This window comes from Streptomyces sp. PsTaAH-137 (assembly GCF_003259365.1).
Taxonomy (GTDB): domain Bacteria; phylum Actinomycetota; class Actinomycetes; order Streptomycetales; family Streptomycetaceae; genus Streptomyces.
On sequence record NZ_QLLY01000018.1, the window covers coordinates 20,469 to 40,360 of the forward strand.

21 protein-coding genes are annotated in these 19,892 nt (G+C 70.9%); 9 read left to right on the plus strand and 12 right to left on the minus strand.

What is annotated here, in order from left to right; genetic code table 11:
* Positions 1-25: 25 nt before the first annotated feature.
* Positions 26-2,260 (minus strand): DUF11 domain-containing protein, encoded by a 2,235-nt coding sequence (locus K377_RS32110; protein ID WP_161195079.1) that lies wholly within the window; start codon positions 2,258-2,260, stop codon positions 26-28.
* 144 nt (positions 2,261-2,404) lie between these two features.
* A complete protein-coding gene (locus K377_RS32115) occupies positions 2,405-2,827 on the minus strand; it encodes a PRC-barrel domain-containing protein (protein WP_111667111.1) in 423 nt (140 codons plus the stop codon).
* Between the two features lie 230 nt (positions 2,828-3,057).
* On the opposite strand from K377_RS32115, the gene K377_RS32120 reads away from it, so the two are divergent.
* From K377_RS32120 to K377_RS32130, 3 genes are all read left to right on the plus strand, one after another.
* Complete coding sequence (locus K377_RS32120; protein ID WP_111667112.1) at positions 3,058-3,927, plus strand: SigB/SigF/SigG family RNA polymerase sigma factor; 870 nt, start codon at positions 3,058-3,060, stop codon at positions 3,925-3,927.
* Positions 3,928-4,082: 155 nt separating this feature from the next.
* Complete coding sequence (locus tag K377_RS32125; RefSeq protein WP_111667113.1) at positions 4,083-4,598, plus strand: DUF6584 family protein; 516 nt, start codon at positions 4,083-4,085, stop codon at positions 4,596-4,598.
* Between the two features lie 131 nt (positions 4,599-4,729).
* Positions 4,730-5,197 carry an ATP-binding protein gene (locus tag K377_RS32130; RefSeq protein WP_258395202.1) on the plus strand — a complete coding sequence of 156 codons (468 nt, stop codon included), beginning with the start codon at positions 4,730-4,732 and terminating at the stop codon, positions 5,195-5,197.
* 110 nt (positions 5,198-5,307) lie between these two features.
* Here the strand turns inward: K377_RS32130 and K377_RS32135 are convergent, their stop codons facing one another.
* Positions 5,308-5,706 (minus strand): ATP-binding protein, encoded by a 399-nt coding sequence (locus K377_RS32135; RefSeq protein ID WP_146614794.1) that lies wholly within the window; start codon positions 5,704-5,706, stop codon positions 5,308-5,310.
* Between the two features lie 170 nt (positions 5,707-5,876).
* Entirely contained in the window at positions 5,877-6,257 is a 381-nt protein-coding gene (locus K377_RS32140) for a nuclear transport factor 2 family protein (protein WP_111667115.1), read from the minus strand.
* A gap of 362 nt (positions 6,258-6,619) precedes the next feature.
* On the opposite strand from K377_RS32140, the gene K377_RS32145 reads away from it, so the two are divergent.
* Together K377_RS32145 and K377_RS32150 are read left to right on the plus strand one after the other, a co-directional pair.
* A complete protein-coding gene (locus K377_RS32145) occupies positions 6,620-6,943 on the plus strand; it encodes a hypothetical protein (RefSeq protein ID WP_111667116.1) in 324 nt (107 codons plus the stop codon).
* Positions 6,944-7,061: 118 nt separating this feature from the next.
* Complete coding sequence (locus K377_RS32150; RefSeq protein ID WP_111667117.1) at positions 7,062-7,430, plus strand: STAS domain-containing protein; 369 nt, start codon at positions 7,062-7,064, stop codon at positions 7,428-7,430.
* A 45-nt stretch (positions 7,431-7,475) separates the two neighbouring features.
* On the opposite strand, the gene K377_RS32155 is transcribed toward K377_RS32150, so the two are convergent.
* Positions 7,476-8,015, minus strand: a complete 540-nt coding sequence (locus K377_RS32155; protein WP_111667241.1) for a 2'-5' RNA ligase family protein — start codon at positions 8,013-8,015, stop codon at positions 7,476-7,478.
* A gap of 107 nt (positions 8,016-8,122) precedes the next feature.
* On the opposite strand from K377_RS32155, the gene K377_RS32160 reads away from it, so the two are divergent.
* Entirely contained in the window at positions 8,123-10,474 is a 2,352-nt protein-coding gene (locus tag K377_RS32160) for an ATP-binding protein (protein WP_111667118.1), read from the plus strand.
* Here the strand turns inward: K377_RS32160 and K377_RS32165 are convergent.
* From K377_RS32165 to K377_RS32175, 3 genes are all read right to left on the minus strand, one after another.
* Positions 10,450-10,890 carry a response regulator gene (locus tag K377_RS32165; protein WP_111667119.1) on the minus strand — a complete coding sequence of 147 codons (441 nt, stop codon included), beginning with the start codon at positions 10,888-10,890 and terminating at the stop codon, positions 10,450-10,452. The genes K377_RS32160 and K377_RS32165 overlap by 25 nt on opposite strands.
* A complete protein-coding gene (locus K377_RS32170) occupies positions 10,887-12,644 on the minus strand; it encodes a PP2C family protein-serine/threonine phosphatase (RefSeq protein ID WP_258395203.1) in 1,758 nt (585 codons plus the stop codon). Before K377_RS32170 ends, K377_RS32165 begins: the two co-directional genes overlap by 4 nt.
* Positions 12,645-12,807: 163 nt before the next feature.
* Positions 12,808-13,776 (minus strand): NADP-dependent oxidoreductase, encoded by a 969-nt coding sequence (locus tag K377_RS32175; protein WP_111667120.1) that lies wholly within the window; start codon positions 13,774-13,776, stop codon positions 12,808-12,810.
* Positions 13,777-13,862: 86 nt separating this feature from the next.
* On the opposite strand from K377_RS32175, the gene K377_RS32180 reads away from it, so the two are divergent.
* Complete coding sequence (locus K377_RS32180; RefSeq protein ID WP_258395204.1) at positions 13,863-14,462, plus strand: TetR/AcrR family transcriptional regulator; 600 nt, start codon at positions 13,863-13,865, stop codon at positions 14,460-14,462.
* 30 nt (positions 14,463-14,492) lie between these two features.
* Here the strand turns inward: K377_RS32180 and K377_RS32185 are convergent, their stop codons facing one another.
* The gene (locus K377_RS32185) at positions 14,493-15,464 is read right to left on the minus strand and encodes an SDR family NAD(P)-dependent oxidoreductase (protein ID WP_111667122.1); all 972 of its coding nucleotides are present in this window, start codon (positions 15,462-15,464) and stop codon (positions 14,493-14,495) included.
* Between the two features lie 55 nt (positions 15,465-15,519).
* Here K377_RS32185 and K377_RS32190 point away from each other — a divergent pair, with 55 nt between their 5' ends.
* Positions 15,520-15,942 (plus strand): MerR family transcriptional regulator, encoded by a 423-nt coding sequence (locus K377_RS32190; RefSeq protein ID WP_111667243.1) that lies wholly within the window; start codon positions 15,520-15,522, stop codon positions 15,940-15,942.
* Between the two features lie 16 nt (positions 15,943-15,958).
* Here the strand turns inward: K377_RS32190 and K377_RS32195 are convergent, their stop codons facing one another.
* The gene (locus K377_RS32195) at positions 15,959-16,582 is read right to left on the minus strand and encodes an HAD family phosphatase (protein ID WP_111667123.1); all 624 of its coding nucleotides are present in this window, start codon (positions 16,580-16,582) and stop codon (positions 15,959-15,961) included.
* 354 nt (positions 16,583-16,936) lie between these two features.
* Here K377_RS32195 and K377_RS32200 point away from each other — a divergent pair, with 354 nt between their 5' ends.
* Positions 16,937-17,413 (plus strand): DUF6417 family protein, encoded by a 477-nt coding sequence (locus K377_RS32200; RefSeq protein WP_146614795.1) that lies wholly within the window; start codon positions 16,937-16,939, stop codon positions 17,411-17,413.
* Between the two features lie 72 nt (positions 17,414-17,485).
* Here the strand turns inward: K377_RS32200 and K377_RS32205 are convergent, their stop codons facing one another.
* Both K377_RS32205 and K377_RS32210 read right to left on the minus strand, forming a co-directional pair.
* Entirely contained in the window at positions 17,486-18,652 is a 1,167-nt protein-coding gene (locus K377_RS32205; protein WP_111667125.1) for an LLM class flavin-dependent oxidoreductase, read from the minus strand.
* A gap of 54 nt (positions 18,653-18,706) precedes the next feature.
* Positions 18,707-19,891, minus strand: coding sequence for an SfnB family sulfur acquisition oxidoreductase (locus K377_RS32210; RefSeq protein ID WP_111667126.1), 1,185 nt, complete (start codon positions 19,889-19,891; stop codon positions 18,707-18,709).
* Between the last annotated feature and the right edge of the window lies 1 nt (position 19,892).

The window sequence follows — 19,892 nt, forward strand, 5'->3', positions numbered from 1 at the left end:
CCGCTTCTCCGCGCTTGCGGGGTGCTCAGCTCCGGTGGCGGCGCTGCTTGCGGGAGAGGGCGAACAGGCCCGCGCCGAGGGCGGCCAGTCCGGCCACGAGGGCGTACATCACGGGGGTGCCGCTGTCGGCGAGATGGCCGTGGCCGCCGTGTCCCGGGTGGCCGGCGGGCGGCACGCTCCGGGACGGCTCGACCGTCGGCGCGGGCGACGGCCCGGAGGTCGGGGAGCCCGTGGGCGTGGGGGACCCGGTCGGCGACGGGCTGCCGCTCGGACTGCCGCTCGGGCTGGGCGAGGCCGTCGGCGACGGACTGTCGGTCGGGGACGGTGCGTCGGTCGGGCTCGGTGAGTCGGTCGGTGACGGGGAGTCCGTCGGGCCGGGGGAATCGGTGGGAGACGGGGAATCGGTGGGGGAGGGGGAATCGGTCGGGCTGGGGGAGTCCGTCGGTGACGGGGTGACGACCGGGACATCGGTGGTGCAGGCGGGGTCGGCGGCTCGCCGCGCCGTGGAGGACGTCGTGTCGGCGCAGCCGCCCCCGTCGGCGTCGGTGGTCACCACGTTGCGCAGCGTCCCGTCCCCGTTCGCCGGGTCGTGCACGGTGACGCTGTAGACGATGGTGGCCGTCTCGCCCGGATCGAGGTCGCCGGTCCAGTCGAGGTGGTCATCGGTGCGCGTCACGGTTCCCGTGGAGGCCATGGCGTCGTCGTTGTAGTCCGCGTCGTCCAGGACGCCGCTCAGATCGTCGGTGAGGTGTGCGGGCGTGTAGGGGCTGTTCCCGGTGTTCACGGCCTTCACCGTGTAGGTCACCTTGTCGCCGGGCCCGGCCTTCGACGGGGAGGCGGTCTTGGACAGGGTCAGCCGAGGGTTCGGGGTGAACACCGGGACCGTGACGCTGGACGGGTTCGAGGGGACCTCCGAGCCGCCGGGGCTGAGGCCCTGGGCGGCGGCCGTGTTCACGATGGTCCCGCGCTCGGCGTCGTCCTCGGTGACCACGTAGCCGCCGGTGCACTCCATGGAGGCCTCCGGGCCGCCGGCCGGGCCGAGTGTGGTGCGCGGGCAGGTGATGTCCGTGACGAGCGGATCGGTCACCGTGACCGAAGTCAGTTCCTCGGGCGAGGTGTTGGTGACCAGGAACTGATAGGAGACGGTGTCGCCCACGTGGTACGGCGTGTGTGCCGGAGGCGGGGTGGAGGCCACCGACTTGACCAGGTTCAGGCTGTCGAGGCTGTCCACGGACCGGGCCGTCAGTCCGCGCAGCAGATGCGTGTCCGTGAGGCCGCCGGTCGATCCCGAGAAGCCGAACTTGTAGGTTCTGGGGGCCTCGGTGGGCATCCGCCGGGTCAGTACCGTCTGGAACCCCTTGCCGTCCTTGAAGTCGATCTCGACGGTCACCAGCGGCCGGAGTTCGGGGCTGACCGTCACCCGCGCGGTGCGCAGGGCCTGTTCGGGATCGTCGGTGGAGGCACGCAGCGGTCCGGGCAGATTCGACGTGTAGCCGCCGGGCCTGGAGCTGTCCGCCACGAGGGTGCCGGCGAGGTAGCAGTAGCCGTCGAGGCCCTGCCCGGGACCGCGCAGCACCACACTGTCGGGCACGATGTTGAAACCGTCGACGGGCGAGGTCCGCGGCTGCGTGCAGCCCATGCCCCGGTTCTCGGCGTCGTTGGCGTAGTTGCCGTAGGCGTCCAGGCCCACGCCGAGGTAGCCGCCGTCGACCCCGGGAGTCAGGTTGCGCTGGGCGTAGCCGAGGGAGCCGCCGTCCGCTCCTGCCGAAGTGAGGTCCACGGAGCCGTCGACCAGGAAGAAGCCGATGCCGTCCGCGCCGTTCCCGCCGTACTGGAACTGGTCGAACGTGACCTGGAGCCCGCCGTTGCCCGGCAGCGGCCGGTTGTAGAGCAGGCCGCCGCGCCGGTAGTTGCCCTCGTCGGTCAGTTGCAGCCAGCCCGGCGTGCGGCCGGACACCGGTACGGGCTGCGTCTGCTGGTCCGGGTCCGAGCAGGGCCCGGTCGCCGACTGATCGGCCGGCGGCTCCTGCGATGCGCCCGTCAGGCACACGGTGTTCAGCGGAACGAACCCCGGATCCATCACCGAGGTGCCGGTGAACGTCTCCTGCAGCAGATCGGAGCCACCCTCCGACGGGGCGGCGGCCGGCGAGGAGGCCGCGGGCAGGACGGCCGCCACGGCGACCAACAGACATCCGGCGGCCGCGGCGCTCAGAGAGGTCCGCCGCCTGACCGGACGCTCGTGAAGTGTTCCTCTGGTCATTTTCGGACGGTATGAAAGTTCTCCTCGCATCCGCGGCCGCGTGGAGGGGAGCCGCGCACGTTCACCGGGCTGCCGCAGCCCGGCGACTCGTCCGGCCCAATGACGTCACGCGACCCGTCGGCGGCTGGCCCTTCCTCTTCACGGTCAGGTGGTGGGGCCGTTCGGCCGGGTGGGGTCCGTTCCCGGGGTTCCCGGCGGTGTGGGCGCGGTGATCCCGCTCCCCGAGCCGCTGCTGTAGTGGGTGCCGAGTTCACGCTGGTAATCGGCGTTGCCGAGGTGCTTGTCCCGGTCGAACTCCGGGGCCGCCTTGATCTCTTCCTTGCTGCGTGCGACGCGGATCGTCCTGGCCTCGGCGTCGACGGCGGTGATCGTGCCCGCGGGCAGCAGTACCTCCTTGCCGAAGATCCACGTGCCGGTGTCGACGACGATGTACTGGCTGCCGACCTCGTGCGAGTGCTTGTCGACCTTGCCGATGCCGCCGTCGGACGCCTCGACCTTGTAGCCGGTCAGATCGGCGCCCGGGGTGTGGCCGGCCGTCGAGGAGTAGTTCCAGATGTTCTCGCTCATGGCGAATCCTCCGGTACCTGTGTGGTGAGGGGATTGATCATGTTATGCGGCATACGCACCTATCTGTGTCCACCCTCCGACTGACCCTGCGGCCCGTGCTTAAACCGGACGCGCCGAAGCGCGCCGGAACACGAGGGCCGCGGAACCCGTACGTGTCAGGACCGCCTGCCGGGGAACCGGGTCCGAACAGCACATCCGGCGCAGCATCGAGCAGGGCAGGCGGGCGATCCATGACCATCACGACGGCTCACGACCGGGCGAACACCCTGGCGGAAGAGGCGGAGACGAGGCTCGTGGAGCGCGCGTACGCCGATCCCGCCTCGGTGCGCCCCAAGAATGCCCGTGAGATAGGCCCGCACTTCTTCCGCCGGCTCGCCGAGCTGGAGGAAGGGACGCGCGAGTACAGCTATGTGCGCAATGTGCTGATCGAGATGAACCTCTCGCTCGTGCAGTACGCCGCCTCGCGCTTCCGGCACCGCGGCCAGGAGGAGATGGAGGACATCGTCCAGGTCGGCACGATCGGCCTGATCAAGGCGATCGACCGGTTCGAGCTGTCACGCGAGGTCGAGTTCACCTCCTTCGCCGTGCCCTACATCACCGGGGAGATCAAGCGTTTCTTCCGCGACACCTCCTGGGCCGTGCACGTGCCGCGCCGACTCCAGGAAGCCCGCATCGAGCTGTCCAAGGCGACCGAGGAACTCCGCACCCGCTTGGGCCGCACACCCACGACGGCGGAACTGGCCGAACTGATGCAGCTCGCCCCGGCCGAGGTGGCCGAGGCGCAGAAGGCGTCCAACGGCTACAACAGCGTGTCCCTCGACGCTGCCGTCAACGGCGCAGACGACGAGTCCGACACGGTCCTGGCCAGCTTCATCGGCGTCGACGAGGACCGGTTCGAACTCGTCGAGAACTTCCACTCGCTCGCGCCGCTGGTGGCGGATCTGGGCGAGCGGGACCGTCGGCTGATCCATCTGCGCTTCGTCGAGGAGCGCACGCAGCAGGACATCGCCGACGAGCTGGGCTGCTCGCAGATGCACGTTTCCCGCCTGATCACCAAGGTGGTCGGCAAGCTGCGGACGGGTCTCATGGCAGGCGAGTAGCCACCGCACGTCCCTTCCCCGGACGGCCTCGGAGTCTGTCCCGCCGTCGGCGGTGGTCCGTCTCCACGAGGTGGGACCGCTGCCGGGAGGGCGCGCGGGCGTCGAACGGCGAAACCCGGTCGACGTAGGCCGGCGCGCTCCCCGATCATGCGGTCATGCCCCTGACAGAGACACTCGCGCGCGTCGACGCGGACCTGGCCGCCGGCCGGGTCCCCGTCGCACGCCAGCGCCTGCGCGGTCTCCTCTCGTCCTTCCCGCACGACCTGACGCTCCGCCGTCGTCTCGCCGAGGTCTACCGGCTCTACGGTGATGCCGCCGAGGCCGGGCGCTGGATGTACCTCGAAGAGGACCGGAACGCCGACGAGACCGCTGCCTTCGAAACGCGGTACGCGACTCCCGCGCGGCGGATGAGGGCCCTCGCGTGGCAGGGCTCCGAGTCACAGGCCGTCACCGCCTTCGCGGAGGAGCAGCTGGCCGCGGTGCGGACCGCCTGCGCCGAGGAGTTGGGGCACCCCGTCGACTGGGACGACCGTGCCTCCTACCCGTCGGCGGACGAGGTCCCCTCCGGGCCGTGGACGGTCGGCGGTGTGCTGGCGGGCGGCGGCTGCCTGGTGGCGGTTCTCGTCTTCCTCGCGATCTTCGTGAACGGGCTTGTGGCACTCTTCGACTGATCCGGGCCGCCCGGGCCGGTGAGCAGCGCCGCCGCCGTCGAAGCACCTTCCTCAGTACCGTGCTTGATCACGAGACGCCGGGGTACGGGGTGGTGGTCCGGTGCGGACACTGTCGGCGGAAGGTGGGTCACGTGGTGCGGGCAGAGGTGGGCGACGGCCGGACATCGGGGATCGTCGAGCCGGTGTCGGCCCTGTTCGAGGGCAGCGCGGAGATCGCTGAGGCTCGCCATCTGGCCCGAGGGTTCCTGGCCGACGTCCAGACGACGCTCGGGGTTCCTGTCTCGGAACGGGTGACGACCGTGGTGCAGCTCGTCGTCAGCGAGCTGGTGACCAATGCCCATCGGCACGCGTCGGGTCCGTGTCTGTTGACGTTGGAGGTCAACGCGGGGGCCGTGGAGGTGACCGTCTGGGACGGCGAAGCGGCGCCGCCGGTGGCCCAGGCCGCGGATCCGCAGCGGTTGGGTCAGCACGGGCTGGAGATCGTGATGGCCGTATGCCGCAGTTTTGAGGTGCACCGAGAGCCGGTGGGCAAAAGGATCAAGGGAACCGTCGTGCTCGCGGACGACCCCGGGGGCCATGCCTCCGGCCGGTTGCTCTGACGCCTCCGGCCGCCACGAAGCCGGTCCTCGGGGGAGTTCGCTTCGCTGCGGGCCGAGGGTGGTGCCGGCTCCGGTTCCGACACCACCCTTCGGTGGACGCGCTGCCGGCGTCAGCTGTAGGAGACGCCGTCGAGGACAGCGATGATGATCTTTCCTTCTTCGTGATGCCTGACCGTCACGCTGCGACTCAGACTGTGGACCATCAGCCAGCCGAATCCGCCGGGGACGCTCGGGTCGTAGGGGATCGTCCGGGGTGGAACGCTGCTGCGGTCCCCGATCTCGACCACGAACTCGCCGTCCTGTTCCCGCGTGCAGAAGTGGTTGACGCCGCCCCCGTGGTTCAGGGCGTTGCCCACCAGTTCGCTGACCACGAGGAGTGCGTCCTCCAGCAGGCGTCGAGCCCGGTCCGGGGGAAGGGACTCGCAGAGCGGGATGAGGGCAGCCCGTGTGTGCGCACGTGCTTCGGAACTGGTCATGCGCTCCATGAACGGCATCTCTGGAGCGCTCATGAGAACAACCTCCTCCTCGATCGGTGGCACTGCCGTCTTTGCTTTTTCCCGGACGATCGCCCTGCATACGTCAGATACGTCACGCTCCGCATCAGCGGGCGCGAACGGCCCCGCCTCCCCTGAGGGAGGCGGGGCCGTTCGCGAGGGGCACAGGCGGGGCTGCGCGGTCGTCAGAACATGCCGTTGGTGTTGGCCGCGTTCTCCGGCACGTCCTGGATGACGTCCCAGTGCTCGACGACCTTGCCGTTCTCCAGCCGGAAGAAGTCGGCCAGGGCGCGACCCGGCTTGCCGGGCTCCAGGACGAGGTGGGAGTGCGTGACGACCATGTCGCCTTCTGCCAGGACCCGCTTGATCTCCAGCCGCAGCTGCGGGTACTCGCCGCGCAGCCAGTCCACGAATCCGGTGAAGGCCTCCGGGCCGTCGGCGGCGTCCGGGTTGTGCTGGATGTAGCGGTCGCCGAAGTGGTCCGCGACGGCCTTCCGGGGGTTGCCGCCGAAGGCGGTCCGGTAGTAGTCGACGACGATCTGCTTGTTGCGCTCGAGCTGCGACATGAGTCATTCCGTTCGGGGTGGGTGGTTCCCGGAAACGAGGACTCTGGAGCAGGTCGTAGTACCGGGAACCAGGATCTCTCAACTGGTGCCCTCGCGTCATCGAAGAGGCGGCCCGGGCGGCACGCCGACGCTGGTACTACTTTCTCTTGCCGTCCCGAGGACGGGACGTACGTCAGGATCTGCCGCCATCCGGCGGTGATCTCCTGTCGCCCGTCCAACGTAGCCCGGGGACTCGCCCTCCGCGCACCGCGAAAGACACCACCCGACAGGACGAAAGTCCTCTGCTCCAGCACGGCGGACGCCGGGCCCTGGAACGATCGGCCGGTTTCCACGAGGGAGCTCCGGTCCCGCACCATGGAGCGATGATCTTCAAGAGCAAGAACGAACTGCACGTCCTCGTCCTGCGGGACGCCGACCACATCGCCGACGCCGTCGCTGCCGCGCTTCGTGTCGCCTCGGACGCCGAACGGCCCGGCCTGGAGCGGGCCGCCGGTCTGATCGCGCAGCAGGCGGCCGCGAGTGAGGCGGAGTTGCGCGGGCGGTGGGTGCGGGCGCGGTTGTCGGCCGCGGGGTACGAGGGGCGTGCGGACGCGGTGGAGGCGATCAAGATCCTGCGCCGGGCCGAGCCCTCGTTGAGCCTGTACGCCGCGGTGCAGTTGGCGAAGGACGCGGTGGAACAAGACTGAGCGTGCAGGGGTGGGTCAGTGGGGCGGAACGTTTCGATGTGCGTATCGTTACGCATTCGAACAGTTGGTCTGGGGCAACAGTGTTCACGGTGACCAACACGAACAACGGAGAGGACTCATGGATCTGCCCCGAGACGAGCAGGAGGCCTTCGCGCTCTCATCATCCGCGGTCGGAGACCTGTGGGTGATCGCGGTGGCCGGCGAGCTGGACTTCACCACCCTGGATCCGCTCGAGCGAGCCCGCGCCGAGGCTCTGCGCACCCATTCCGGCCCCATCGCCTTCGATCTGAGCGGGGTCGGATTCTGCGACTCGTCGCTGCTCAACCTTCTCCTGGTCACGCGCCGGCAGCGAAGGGTGCTGCTCATCGGCGTGACGCGGCAGACGCAGCGGCTGCTCGACGTCACCGGCACCGCGTCCGTCTTCGAGCAGTACGCGACGGTGCCGGATGCCGTCGCAGGAAGGGCCCCGCTCATCGCCCTCGACTAGAGCCCATCGCGGGAGGCACGGCGTGGTGCCGTCACCGACGCGGCCTCAGGGCGCCAGCGGCTCGGTGGTGCGCGAAGCACTGTCGTACGTACGTGCCCTCGTCCACAGCCCGGCCTTCGGCGGATCCGGTAGAACCTGGAAGCCCACGGATCCAGGCGTCGACCAGGCCGCCGCCCGGCGGCTGCGTCCGAGGGTCACGTGGGGGCACCAGTCCTCCGGTCGCCGCTCATGACTCCCCACGCACCAGGGACCGAGCACGTCCTCGGCCAGCCCCCGGAGTCGTACGCGCAGCTCCACCAGCGCCGGATCGGCGGCGACCAGCCAGGCCAGCGTGCCGGTCCTCCCCGAGAACACATGGGGCCCCGAGATCCGCAGCGGCAACGGCAGCGCCGCCGACAGGGCGTCGCCCAGCGCGAGCCGCAGCCCCGACGGCAGCGCGGGCAGCGTGAAGAGGGTGAGATGAGGGCGGTTCGTCGGGTGCGGGTGGCCCGCCTGACTCGGGGCCCCGGCCGCGGCCAGCGCCGCCCATGCCTCGCGCACCACCTCGTCCGTCGCGTCATCGGGCAGCAGCTCGACCGTGTGCATGGGCTCAGCGTAGGGGCCGTCCCGTCGCACGCCAGGGCGATCTCCCTCTGCCACTTGGGGAGGCATCCACCCGCGCCGATCGCGGCGGCGCAGGGCATGATGCGTGCATGTACGACGAATGGCTGTCGGCCCGATCGCGCGAGGCCGAGGCGTCCGTGCCGGCGCAGTTCGACCTGTCGCAGTGCGTGCGCGAGGAGATCCACCTCTTGGGCGGTGTGCAGTCCTACGGGACGGTCGTCGCCGCCCGACCGCAGGACGGCGTCGTCGAGGTCGCCGCGGAGAACCTGCACGCGTTCTTCGGCATCGACGCCGAGGACCTGGTCGGGGAGCACGTCACGGGAGTGCTCGACGGCGCGGTCTGGGAGGAGGTCCTGGAGGCGACGGAGAAGGACGACTCCACGGTCGTCCTCCACGTCCCGGCCGGACCCACCGGGCCCGGAGCCGGGTTCGATCTGTCCGTGCACCGCCGCGAGGGCCTCGTGGTCATCGAGGTCGAGCCGCGCGCCGGGTCGACGACCGGCAGCCGCTCCTCGATGGGCTTCTACGACGGGGTGCGCCGCGCCCTGCGCAGGCTGCGCGGCGCCGCCACCGTGCAGGAATGCTGCGAGGCCGCCGTCCGCGAGGTCCGGGAACTCACCGGATTCGACCGGGTGGTCGCCTACCGCTTCGACGAGAGGAACGGCCCGGGCGAGGTGCTGGCGGAGAGCGTGCAGGACGGCTGGGAGCCCTGGCTGGGCCTGTGGTTCCCGGCCACGGACATCCCGCCGCAGGCGCGCCGCCTCTACGAGGAGAACTGGATCCGTGTCATCGCCGACGTCGACGACACCACCGCACGGCTGTATCCGCCGGTGCGGCAGAGCACGGGCCGGCCGCTCGACCTGTCCGGCGCCGCGCTGCGCACCGTCTCCGAGTTCCACCTCGAATACCTGCGGAACATCGGCGTGCGCTCGTCGATGTCCGTCTCCCTCCTGCGCGAAGGCGGGCTGTGGGGACTGATCGCCTGTCACGGTGGTTCGCCCGCACACCTGACCCCTGAGGTCCGCTCAGCCTGTGAACTCTTCGGTGTCGCCTTCTCCATGCAGCTCGCCGCCATCGAGGAACGCGAACGAGTGGACGCGCTCACCTCGTCCGCCGAACGCGCCGCCGCCGTGGTCCGGCAGTTCACCTCCGACATCGAGTCGTCGCTCATCGACCATGCCGACGCCGTGCGACGTCTGGTGCGCGGCGACGGACTCCTCCTGGTGCGCGAGGACCGGGTCACCGTCGTCGGGCAGGACGTGCCCGAGGAGCTGCCCGCCATCCTGCGCCGGCACGCGGCCCGGTCGAGGCCGGGCCGGCCGTGGACGAGCGACCGGCTGCCCGAGGTCCTGGCCACCGACGGAGTCCCGCCCACCGGGATTCCCCTGCCCGCGGGAGTGCTGGTCCTGCCGCTTGGTCAGGGCGGAGACTTCCTGGCCTGGCTCCGGACCGAGCGTCCCGAGCCCCGTCAATGGGCCGCGGATCCCGCGCGGCCGGTGCTCGTGGGGCCGCGCGGCGAGCGGCTCACCCCGCGCGGCTCGGGCGCGGTGTTCCGTTCCGTGATCCGCGGGCGCAGCCTCCCCTGGACGGCCGACGACCAGTCCGCCGCGCAGGAGATGTGGCGGCTGCTCACCGGGCTCGTGCTGCGGCACGCCGACGAACTGGCCGCGCTCAACTCCGAGTTGCGCATGACGAACGACGACCTCGATTCGTTCGCGCACGTCGCCGCGCACGATCTCAAGGAACCGCTCCGCGGGATCTCCAACGCGGCGACCTTCACCCTGGAGGACGCGGCGGACCGGCTCGATCCGGTCAGCGTGAGCCGCCTGGGCACCGTGCGCCGCCTGGCCACCCGCATGGACGACCTGCTCAACTCGCTGCTGCTGTACGCCCGTACCGGACGTGCCGGCCTCACGCGCCGCGCCGTGTCCCTCGACGACGTACTGGACGCCGCAGTCGAGATCGCTGGACCGCGCCTGGCGGAGGAGCACGTCCGTCTGCTGCGCCCCGAGCGGCTGCCGACGGTCCTGGCGGACCCCGACCGGCTGTATGAAGTGTTCCTGAACCTCTTGGTCAACGCCGCCAAGTACGCCGCCGACCGGGACGACCGCACGGTGGAGGTCGGCGTCGAGAACGCGGTGGCTCCGGGCGAGGCGGCGGCCGTACCGGCGGTGGTGGTCCGGGACAACGGGATGGGCATCCCGGTGGAACGCCAGACCGACGTCTTCGATCTCTTCCGTCGTCTCCACGGTCCGCAGGAACACGGGGGAGGCACCGGCGTGGGCCTCGCCGTGGTCCGACGGATCGTGGAGCGACACGGCGGTCGCGTCTGGCTGCACAGCGAGCCCGGCGAGGGAACGGCCTTCTTCTTCACCCTGGGAGAGGATCCCGCACCCGGGGAGGCGGGCTGGATCGGTCAGCCGGAGGGCCGCAGCCAGTAGTCGACCGCTCCGGTCAGCACCGTGCGGAACAGATCGAAGTTGAGCGGCTTGTAGACGTAGCTGTCGGCGCCGGCGGCATGGCAGGCGTCCTCCTCCGCCGGGGCCGTCGAGGTCGTGAACACCACGATCCGGACCGCGCTCAGGCCGGGGTGCGCGCGGACCGCTGTCAGGACGTCGTGCCCGCTCATGCCCGGCATGTTCAGATCCAGCAGCACGATGCCGGGCGGGGTCTCGGCGGCCAGGAGCCGGTCGGCCACTCCCTCGCCGCGGTCCACGAACTCCAGGCGCAGCATCGGGTGGCTGCGGGACAGGGCGCGCTGGATGGCCTCCGCGTCCTCCTGGGAGTCCTCCACGACCAGGATCGTGCCCATGTCGAGCCGCCTGACAGCGGGCCCGCCGTCGTTGTCCGTCTTCATGCCTTCACCTTCGCGATCAGCACCGCAGTGTCGTCGTCACCGAGTTGCCGGAACGCCGCCGAGGCGGCGATGAGATCGTTTGCCGCGGAACCCGCTGTCGCCGCGAACTTGCTGACGGCCTCGGGAAGTTGAATCTCGAACTGCGTGCCGTCGGCGGACCGCGCCTCGATGAGCCCGTCCGTGAAGAGTACGAGGGCGTCCGAGTCCGCCAGACGCAGGCTCACCGGCGTGTACCGGGCCTCCGGCACCACGCCCAGAAGCAGTCCCCGCGACTCGATCTCCTGCACCCGGCCGTCCGCGCGGCGCCACAGCGGCCAGGGATGCCCGGCGTTGGCGACCTCGGCCGACCACCCCTCGTCCGTGCGTTCCAGCGCGATCACGAGAGCGGTGACGAACTGGGAGGTCCGGTCGCGCAGGAGCGCCTGGTTGAGACGGCTGAGCGCGAGCCCGGGGCCGGCGCCGTCCTCCAGTACCGTGCGCAGGGTGTGCCGGGCCAGCCCGGTGAGAGCGGCGGCCTCCGCCCCCCTGCCGCAGACATCGCCGATGAGCAGGCAGACCCGGTCCCCGGACACGACCACGTCGTAGAAGTCGCCTCCCACGTCGAGCGTGTGGTCGGCGACCGCGTACGCCGCACTCAGTTCCAGGCCTTCCACCCGGGGCAGCCGCGGCGGCAGCAAAGACTGCTGCAGCGCCTCCACGTGCCGGCGCCGCTGCTCGTACAGCGTGGTGGTGTCGATGGCCAGGGCGGCTCGCCGCGCCACGTCGTCGACCATGCGTACATGGTCGTCCTCGACGTCCTCGCGGCCGTACAGAAAGGTGAGTGTGCCCAGCGCGCGCCCGCGAGCCTGCAACGGGCTCACGCTCATGGCGCCTGTCCCGCGCAGACCGGCGGGCAAGGGTTCCTCGAAGGCGTCCTGGACGATCTCGGCACCGGGCAGCAGGACCGTCTCGTGAGGTGAGGCGTGGCGTTGCACGAAGTCGGTGAGCCACGAGCTGCCGTCCGGCGACAGCTTGAGCCAGTGCTGGACCGTGGCGGCCACATGGGCGACGGCCACCGGCTCGAGATTGCCGCTCGGTGACACGAGATGGACCACGCAGCCGTCGGCGACGGCCGGCACGGCCAGGCGAGCCACCCGGCGCAGGGTCTCCTCCGCGTCCAGGCTCGCGTCCATCTGGAGCGATGCCTCCGCCAGGAACGCGTCACGCGCGCGCCGTCGTTCCTGCATCCGCTCCATGAGGAGGTGGCGGTTGCTGGCGATGAGGACGTCCGCCACCTGAGTGAGCTGCGCGCAGACCGTGCGCACGTCGTCCTCGGTCGCGGACTCCGCGAGCCCCAGCCACAGCCCCGCACTGTCGTCGGGCCCGAGCGGGAACACGCACTCCATCACCTGTCCGGCCCCGGCATCGCGAGCCAGCCGGAAGCCCTCGCCGGCTGTCGCAGGACCCGCTACCGGAGGCTGCCCGTCGGCGAGAACGCGGGGCCACTCGCCGGGATCCGGCCAGTCGGGATCGCCGGGACGCCGGGTGATCGGCTTCTCGTCACCCGGCCGGAACGAGCGCACGTAGGAGCCGCCTCGTGAGGTCCACCGACAGCCGACCACCACGACGGCGGCGGGTTGTCCGGCCAGTGACGCGTAGACCGAATCCGCGATCATGGTGACGTCCGTGACGCGCATGGCCTGCAACCACATGTGGTGCAGCGACTGCCACCACTCGGGCTGCTGCGGCAGGTCGGGCTGCGAGGGAATCGTCACGTCACCATCATCCTATGTGGCCGAGAAGCGCCTCCGGGCCGGGTGTCAGGTCGGCTGGTCACCCGGACTCCTCCCTCTACCCGGCGACGCTCCCGTCAGACGGCCCACGGTGCTGCCGGTGCGGTGGACGGCACCCGGTCCGTCTCGCCCCCCGGGGCGTTTCTCACGGCTGAGGAACGAGGTCGACGACGACCTTGCCGCGGACGTGCCGGGCCGCCTGGAGCTCGACGGCCGCGCGAATGTCCTCGACGGGGAAGGCCGCCGCGATGGGCACCCGCAGACGGCCGGCCGCGACGAGGCGCGCGATGTTCTCGAGCGCTTCGGGTCCGGCGTTGGCACCGTTGGCGGCGTGGACCCCGTCGACCTGACCCGCGATGGTGCAGATGCGACCGTCCGGCACGCCCAGCACGCGCGCGACCTGCACGGTGTCCGTCCCGTGCAGGTCCAGAGCCGCGGTGACGGCGCCGACCCCGAGGGCGCGGACCCTGTCGGCCAGGCCCTCGCCGTAGGCGACCGGTTCGGCGCCGAGGCTGCGCAGATACTCCGCCGACGACGGCGAGCCGGTCCCGATGACGCGCGCGCCCGCCATCCGCGCCAGCTGGACCGCGAACACGCCGACTCCACCACCCGCGCCGCCGACCAGCACCGTGTCGTCCGGACCGAGGCCGAGGACGTCGAGAGCCGCGGCCGCGGTGCTGCCCGCGATCGACAGGGTGGCGGCGGTGCGGTCGTCGACACCGTCCGGGGTGTGATGAGCGATGCCGCTCGCGATGTTCCCGTCCGCGTCGAGGACGACATGGTCGGCGACGGCCCGGGACAGGGCCGCCCCGAACACGCGGTCGCCGACGGCGTAACCGCTCGCGCCCGCCCCGACCTGGTCGACGACTCCGGCGTAGTCGGTCCCGAACCCGGCCGGCAGGCTCAGGCCGAACCGTGCGGCGGTCTCGGCGTCCGCGGTCATGAACCAGTCCATCGGGTTCAACCCGGCCGCCGTCACGCGTACGCGGATCTGCCCGTCGCCCGCCCGCGGCTCGGGCACGTCCTGGAGAGCCAGTGCCTCCGGGCCGCCCCATGACTCGAGCCGGACCGCCCTGCTCACGCCGTTCCGCATGGCGCTGTCGTACTGCTGCATGTCTTCCTCGCCTCTCCCGGTCTCCCGGTTCGTGGATCCACCGAAACGGACTATGCTCCGCTTATGGCATCCACGATAACCGGAGCGTGATCCGTTTGGTCGACCGAGAGTCGCGGGCACCGCGGGCCGACGCCGCCCGCAACCGCGAACAGCTGCTCCAGGTCGCGACGCGCGTCCTCGCGGCACCCGGCGCGGAGACGTCGATGCGGGCCATCGCTCGCGAGGCCGGTGTCGGCATCGGGACGCTCTATCGCCACTTCCCGACCCGCGAAGCGCTGGTGGAGGCCGTGTACCGCGACCAAGTCGGCCGTCTGACCAACGGTGCCCATGACTTGCTCGCCGACTGCGCCCCGGCCGTCGCGATGCGGCGCTGGATGGACCTGTTCGGCGACTGGATCGCGACGAAGAACGGCATGCTCGACACCCTGCTGACGATGATCGAGTCGGACACCGTCAGCCACGCCCGGACCAGGGACGAGCTCCTGAACGCCATCTCGACGATCCTCACCGCGGGCCACACCGTGGGGGACCTCCGGCCCGACGTCACAGCCGAGGAGATCGCGGCCGCCCTGATCGGGATCTTCACCGTCGCGCACCAGCCCGGCCACACGGTCACGGCGGACCGGCTCCTCGACATCCTTCTCGACGGACTGCGTCTTCAGCGACGCGAGCAGGGCCTCGCGTGATCACGCGCGTCGCGACGACAGGCGGAGGCGTCATCGGGTGATCGGTGTGCTGCCAGTAGCGGCAAGGGACAGCTCCCACAGTCGTGCGGCCGCGTCGGGGTCGACGGCGTGGGCGCGGACGCCGCCGCCGTCCATCGGGGAGTCGGGTGCGGCGATGCCGGCGATGTCGCAGTCCTCCAGGTAGAGACCACCGCGGTCGGCGAGCAGGGGAGAGGTGGCGGCCCACAAGCCGGTGGCGGCGCCTTGAGAGGCGGTCTTGAAGTCGTCGGCGATCACGTTGCCGCGTTCATCCACCCACCCGCGGTCGATCTGCTCCTGGAGCGCCATCTCCCGTTGCAGCCCAGTGATGATTTTGCCTGGGTGGAGCGAGAAGGCCCTGACGCCGTCCCCTTGCCCGAGGACGTCGAGGTGTACGGCGAAGAGCGCGTTGGCCGTCTTGGCCTGGCCGTAGGCGAGCCACTTGTCGTAGCCGGTGCGGAAGTGCGGGTCGTCCCAGCGGATGCCGCTCAGGGTGTGGCCGGCGGAGCTGTTGACCACGACCCGTGCACCATCGGCGGCGGCCAGGAGCGGGTAGAGCGCGCAGGCGAGGGCGAAGTGGCCGAAGTGGTTGGCGGCGAGCTGGCTCTCCCAGCCGGGTCCGACGTGCCGTTCGGGGGTGGCCATGACTCCGGCGACGGCCATGAGCAGATCGAGGCTGGGCAGGGAGTGGCGGATGTGTGCGGCAGCGGCACGCATGCTGTCGAGATCGGTCAAGTCCATGGGGACGACTTCGCAGTTCTCCACGTCCACGAGTGCGGCACGCGCGACGTCGGGCCTGCGTGCCGGGACGATGACGCGGGCTCCGGCGGACGTGAGGGCGCGGGTGGTCTCCAGGCCGAGCCCGGAGTAGCCCCCGGTCACCACGGCGTTCGTGCCGGACAGGTCGAGGCCGGCGGTGATGTCCCGGGCGGTGCTGATCGCGGAGAAGGGGGAGCCGAGCGGCTGCTGATCCATGCTGGTCATGCCGTCGAAGCTACGATCTAGAGCGAGGTCTAGATCAAGTCCTATGCTGTGCCGCATGGCAACCACCGGGACTCCCGCAGAGCCGCTGAGCATCGGGGACGTGGCCGAGCGGACCGGACTCAGCGTCCATGCCCTGCGCTTCTACGAGCGCGAGGGCCTGCTCGTCGGCCCGGTCCGGCGCACATCCGGAGGCCGGCGGCGTTACACCTCGCTCGACGTCGACTGGCTGCTGATCTGCGTCAAGTTGAGGGAATCCGGCATGCCGCTGGCCGACCTCAGGCAGTTCGCCGAGCTGGTGCGGCACGGTCCCGGCAACGAGGCGGAACGCCTGCACCTCCTCGAAGCCCACCGGCAGCGCGTCGACGCCCAGATCCAGGCGCTGGAGGAGTGCCGGTCCGTCATCACCTGGAAGGTCGGCGTCTACGCCGACCACCTCGCCCGCGGCAAGACCGACGGACTCTGGGACGCCACGACCTGACAACGCACCGGCGGCGTCAGGAGGAACAAGGGGGCACGGCTTCCAAGTGAGCCTCGATGCGCGCGATGGTCCGCGCGTTGTCCTCGAACAGGTGAGCCTGCATGCCCGCCGCCCGGGCGGCCTCGACATTGGGGGCGGCATCGTCGATGAACAGACAGTTCGCGGGCCGCACGTCCAGGGCGGCGCATGCGGCCTCGAAGGCGCGCGGATCTGGCTTCTCGATGCCGAGTTCGTGGGAGTAGACGATCTGCTCCACCAATGCGTCGAAGTGATACAGGGCGGTCTCCCGCTCCCGGGCGCCGACGAAACTGTTGCTCAGGATGCCCAGCCTGCAGCGTCCCCGCAGTCCTCGCACGTAGTCGATGAGGTCCTCGTTCGGCGTCCCCAGGTACTCCGCCCAGAGGTCGGCCATGAAGGCTTCACTCTGGGAGGCGTCGAGCCCCAAACGGGCGGCCACCTGCTCGTGGACCTCGCGCTCGCTGATGCTTCCGACGCTTCCGGCTCGCCATACGTCGCGCATCCGGTCGTGGACAGTGCCCAGTGGCAGCTTCAGCCGCTCTTCCCACCGTTCCACCCACCCGGTGTCCGGCGTGATCTCCAGTACGCCACCGATGTCGAGAATGACGCAGGCCGCGGTCATCCGACCCCCCTCTTCGTTGCTGATCAGCGAGCACGGACAGCCCGCTCATGCGATCGACAGGGACACTGTCGGCTCGCCCCCTGGGGAAAGGTCAAGTGATCTTCGAAGCTTGTGACAGCCCTGTCGCAACTCGCCGACCCACCCCGCCTGTCGACGGTCGTCGAACGCGCGTACAGCGTGTTCGTGTCCTTTCCCTATTCGAGGGGAGTCCGGCAAAACCAGCCCCAGTGGCCGCCGTGGCGGGCTAGCGTCGCGCCATCGCCAGGGCTGGGGAGGTCACGGGTGGGGCGGTCAGGCGGGCACATCGCGCTGTTGCAGCGCGTCGCGGACATGCAAGGCGGACAAGACGGTTGGGTGAGCACCGGCCAGGGGGTGGACGCGCGTACCGCGGGTCCTGCGGTCCGGCTCGGACTGCTGAGCGAGGCCTCTGCCGAAGAGCTGGCGGAGTTGGCGGCGAGGGCGGGTCGGCCCGCGTTGTGGGCGGTGCGGCTCACCGCGGACGGCTGGGACGTGCTGCAGTACGCCCACAGGCGTTCTTCGCCGCCGGCCGTCGCGCCGCCCGAGCCCGGCTTGCAGAAAGTGGCCCTGCACCGCTCCGAACTCGATGTCCTGAAGCGGTTCATCGCGCTGGGGGAGAGCCTGCGGTGCGTCCCCGAGGAGGGGCTCGACGCGGCGGTCGAGGCGGCGCGGTTCGATCCGCCGTCGAACAGGTGGATCGTGTACGTGGACGGGCCGCAGATGAAGTCCATGGCCCGCGCCTATTTCCTCGAACGGCACAGCGGGTCGGCGGCCCCGGCGAACAGGTTCGCCCGCATCTACGGGGTGAGCTGACCGCCGAAGCCGCGCGGCTCCAGCGCGCGTGGGGACGCGAGCCTGCGCGCCGGACAACGCCGGCGCGTCGGGTTACCTGCGGGCGGGGCCGGCAGCAGCCGCGAACGGTACGTGGGCCGTCGTAGGAGCGCTCCTGTCGAACGGATGCTGCCAAGCGCCCTCCGCGGCCAGCAGGGGCAGCACTCCTTCGCCGAACCAGTAGGCCTCCTCCAGGTGTGGATAGCCGGAGAGGACGAACTCCTCGATGCCCAGAGCGGCGTACTCCTTGATCCGCTCGGCGACCTCCGCGTGGCTGCCGACGAGGGCGGTGCCCGCGCCGCCGCGCACCAGCCCGATCCCTGCCCAGAGATTGGGGTGGATCTCCAGGCCGCGCCGGTCACCACCGTGGTGCAGGGCGAGCATCCGCCGCTGTCCCTCGGATTCGCTGCGGGCGAGTCCCGCCTGGACCGCCGCCACGGTCTGCTCGTCGAAGCCGGCCAGCAGCCGGTTCGCCTCGGCCCACGCCTGCTCGGCCGTGTCGCGCGTGATGACGTGCAGCCGGATGCCGAACCGCACCGTACGCCCGTGCAGCGCGGCGAGCTCCCGGATCCGGGTGATCTTCTCGGCGACCTGCGCCGGGGGCTCGCCCCAGGTGAGGTACACGTCGACGTGCCGGGCCGCGATCTCGCCCGCGATCGGTGAGGAACCGCCGAAGTAGATCTCGGGGACCGGATCCGGCGTCCGCGCCAGTTTCGCGCCCTCGACGCTGAGATGCTCGCCGCTGAGGTCCACCGTCTTGTCCTCCCACAGGCCCCGGACGATCTCCAGGAACTCTCCGGTGCGGCGGTAGCGGGCGTCCTTGTCGAGGAAGTCGCCGTAGGCGCGCTGCTCGTGGCTCTCGCCTCCCGTGACCACGTTGAGCAGGAGCCGGCCGCCCGTCTGCCGCTGGAAAGTGGAGGCCATCTGCGCGGCGAGCGTGGGGGAGACGAAGCCGGGACGGAACGCGACCAGGAACTTCAGCCGTTCGGTGTGCTGGGCGACCATCGCCGTGGTCAGCCACGCGTCCTCGCACCAGGCACCGGTGGGGGTGAGCGCGCCCACGAAGCCCAGGTCCTCCGCGGCGCGGGCGATCTGGCTGAGGTAGGCGACCGTCGGTGGCCGGTCCCGGCCGCTGGCGGTCGCCGGCGTGCCGTGACCGCCGCCGACGACATGGCGGCTGTCGCCGTTCGTGGGAAGGAACCAGTGGAAGGTGAGGGACACGTGGTGTCTCCGTTCAGGAAGATCCGGCGTCTGACCGGTCGGCGGCACAGCCCGTCAGAGCAGGCCGTGCCGCGGCGGCCGGATGTCGTTGAGTACGTAGCGCCCGATGTGCTGGACCTTCCAGCGGACCGGGTCGTGCAGGGTGTGGGTACGGGCGTCGCGCCAGTGCCGGTGCAGATTCAGGGAGTTGAGCGCCGAGCGGGTCCCGGACACCTCGAAGAGGGCGCCGGCCACCTCGACCGCGGTGCGGGCGGCCACCACCTTGGCGGCGGCAACGGCGATCGACGCCTCGGCCGCCGAATCGTCGGTGAGGTCGGCGCGGGCGGCGTCCACGGCCCGCGCGGCGTCACCCAGCAGCGCCTCCGACGCCCGTACCTGGACGGCCAGTTCACCGAACTGCTGGACCAGCAGAGGGTCCTCGGCCGCCGTGTCGACGCCGCTCTCGAACCAGGGGCGGCTCTTGGTCCGCACAAAGAGGACGGCCTCCGCGAGGGCGCCCGCGGCGATACCGGTGTCGATCGCCGCGTGCAACAACTGGGCCACTGCGCCGTGGAGTTGCGGTCCTCGGAAGGTGAGATGGTGCGGCAGGACTCGGTCGGCCGGTACCCGTACGCCCTCCAGGCGGACGGTGCCGCTGGCGGTCGTCCGCTGGCCCAGGCCGTCCCAGTCGTCGACGACGTTGAGGCCCGGCGCGTCATGCGGCACGTAGGCCACGTGCAAGGCGTCGTCGTCCGCGCGGGCCAGGACCGGGATCCAGTGGGCGAACAGGGCGCCGGTGGAGTAGTGCTTGACCCCGGTCAGGTCGTACGAGCCGTCGGGCCGCGGTTCCAGGCGGGTGCGGATGTCCTGGACGTGCTTGGTGCCCGCCTCCGACTGGGCGTTGCCGAAGCGCGCCCCTGACAACAGCTCGGTGAAGAAGAACTTCCTCTGCTCCTCGCTTCCCTGACGTCGTATCACGTTGACGTACGCGAAGTGGCTCTGCGGGATCTGGGCCAGGCTGGCGTCCGCGGTGGCCAGCAGCCGGAAGATCTCGCTGAGGGTCCGGGCCGAGACGTCGGCTCCGCCGTGTGCGGCGGGCACGGTGACGGCGAGCAGACCGGACGCGGACAGGCGGTCCAACTCCGCGCGCGGCAAGCGGCGTTCGACGTCCCGCGTGGAGGCGCCCGCACGGAACTCCTCGGCGAGCGACGCGGCGACCGCGAGAGCCTCCGCGTCGTCGGCGATGACGTGGGCGGCCATG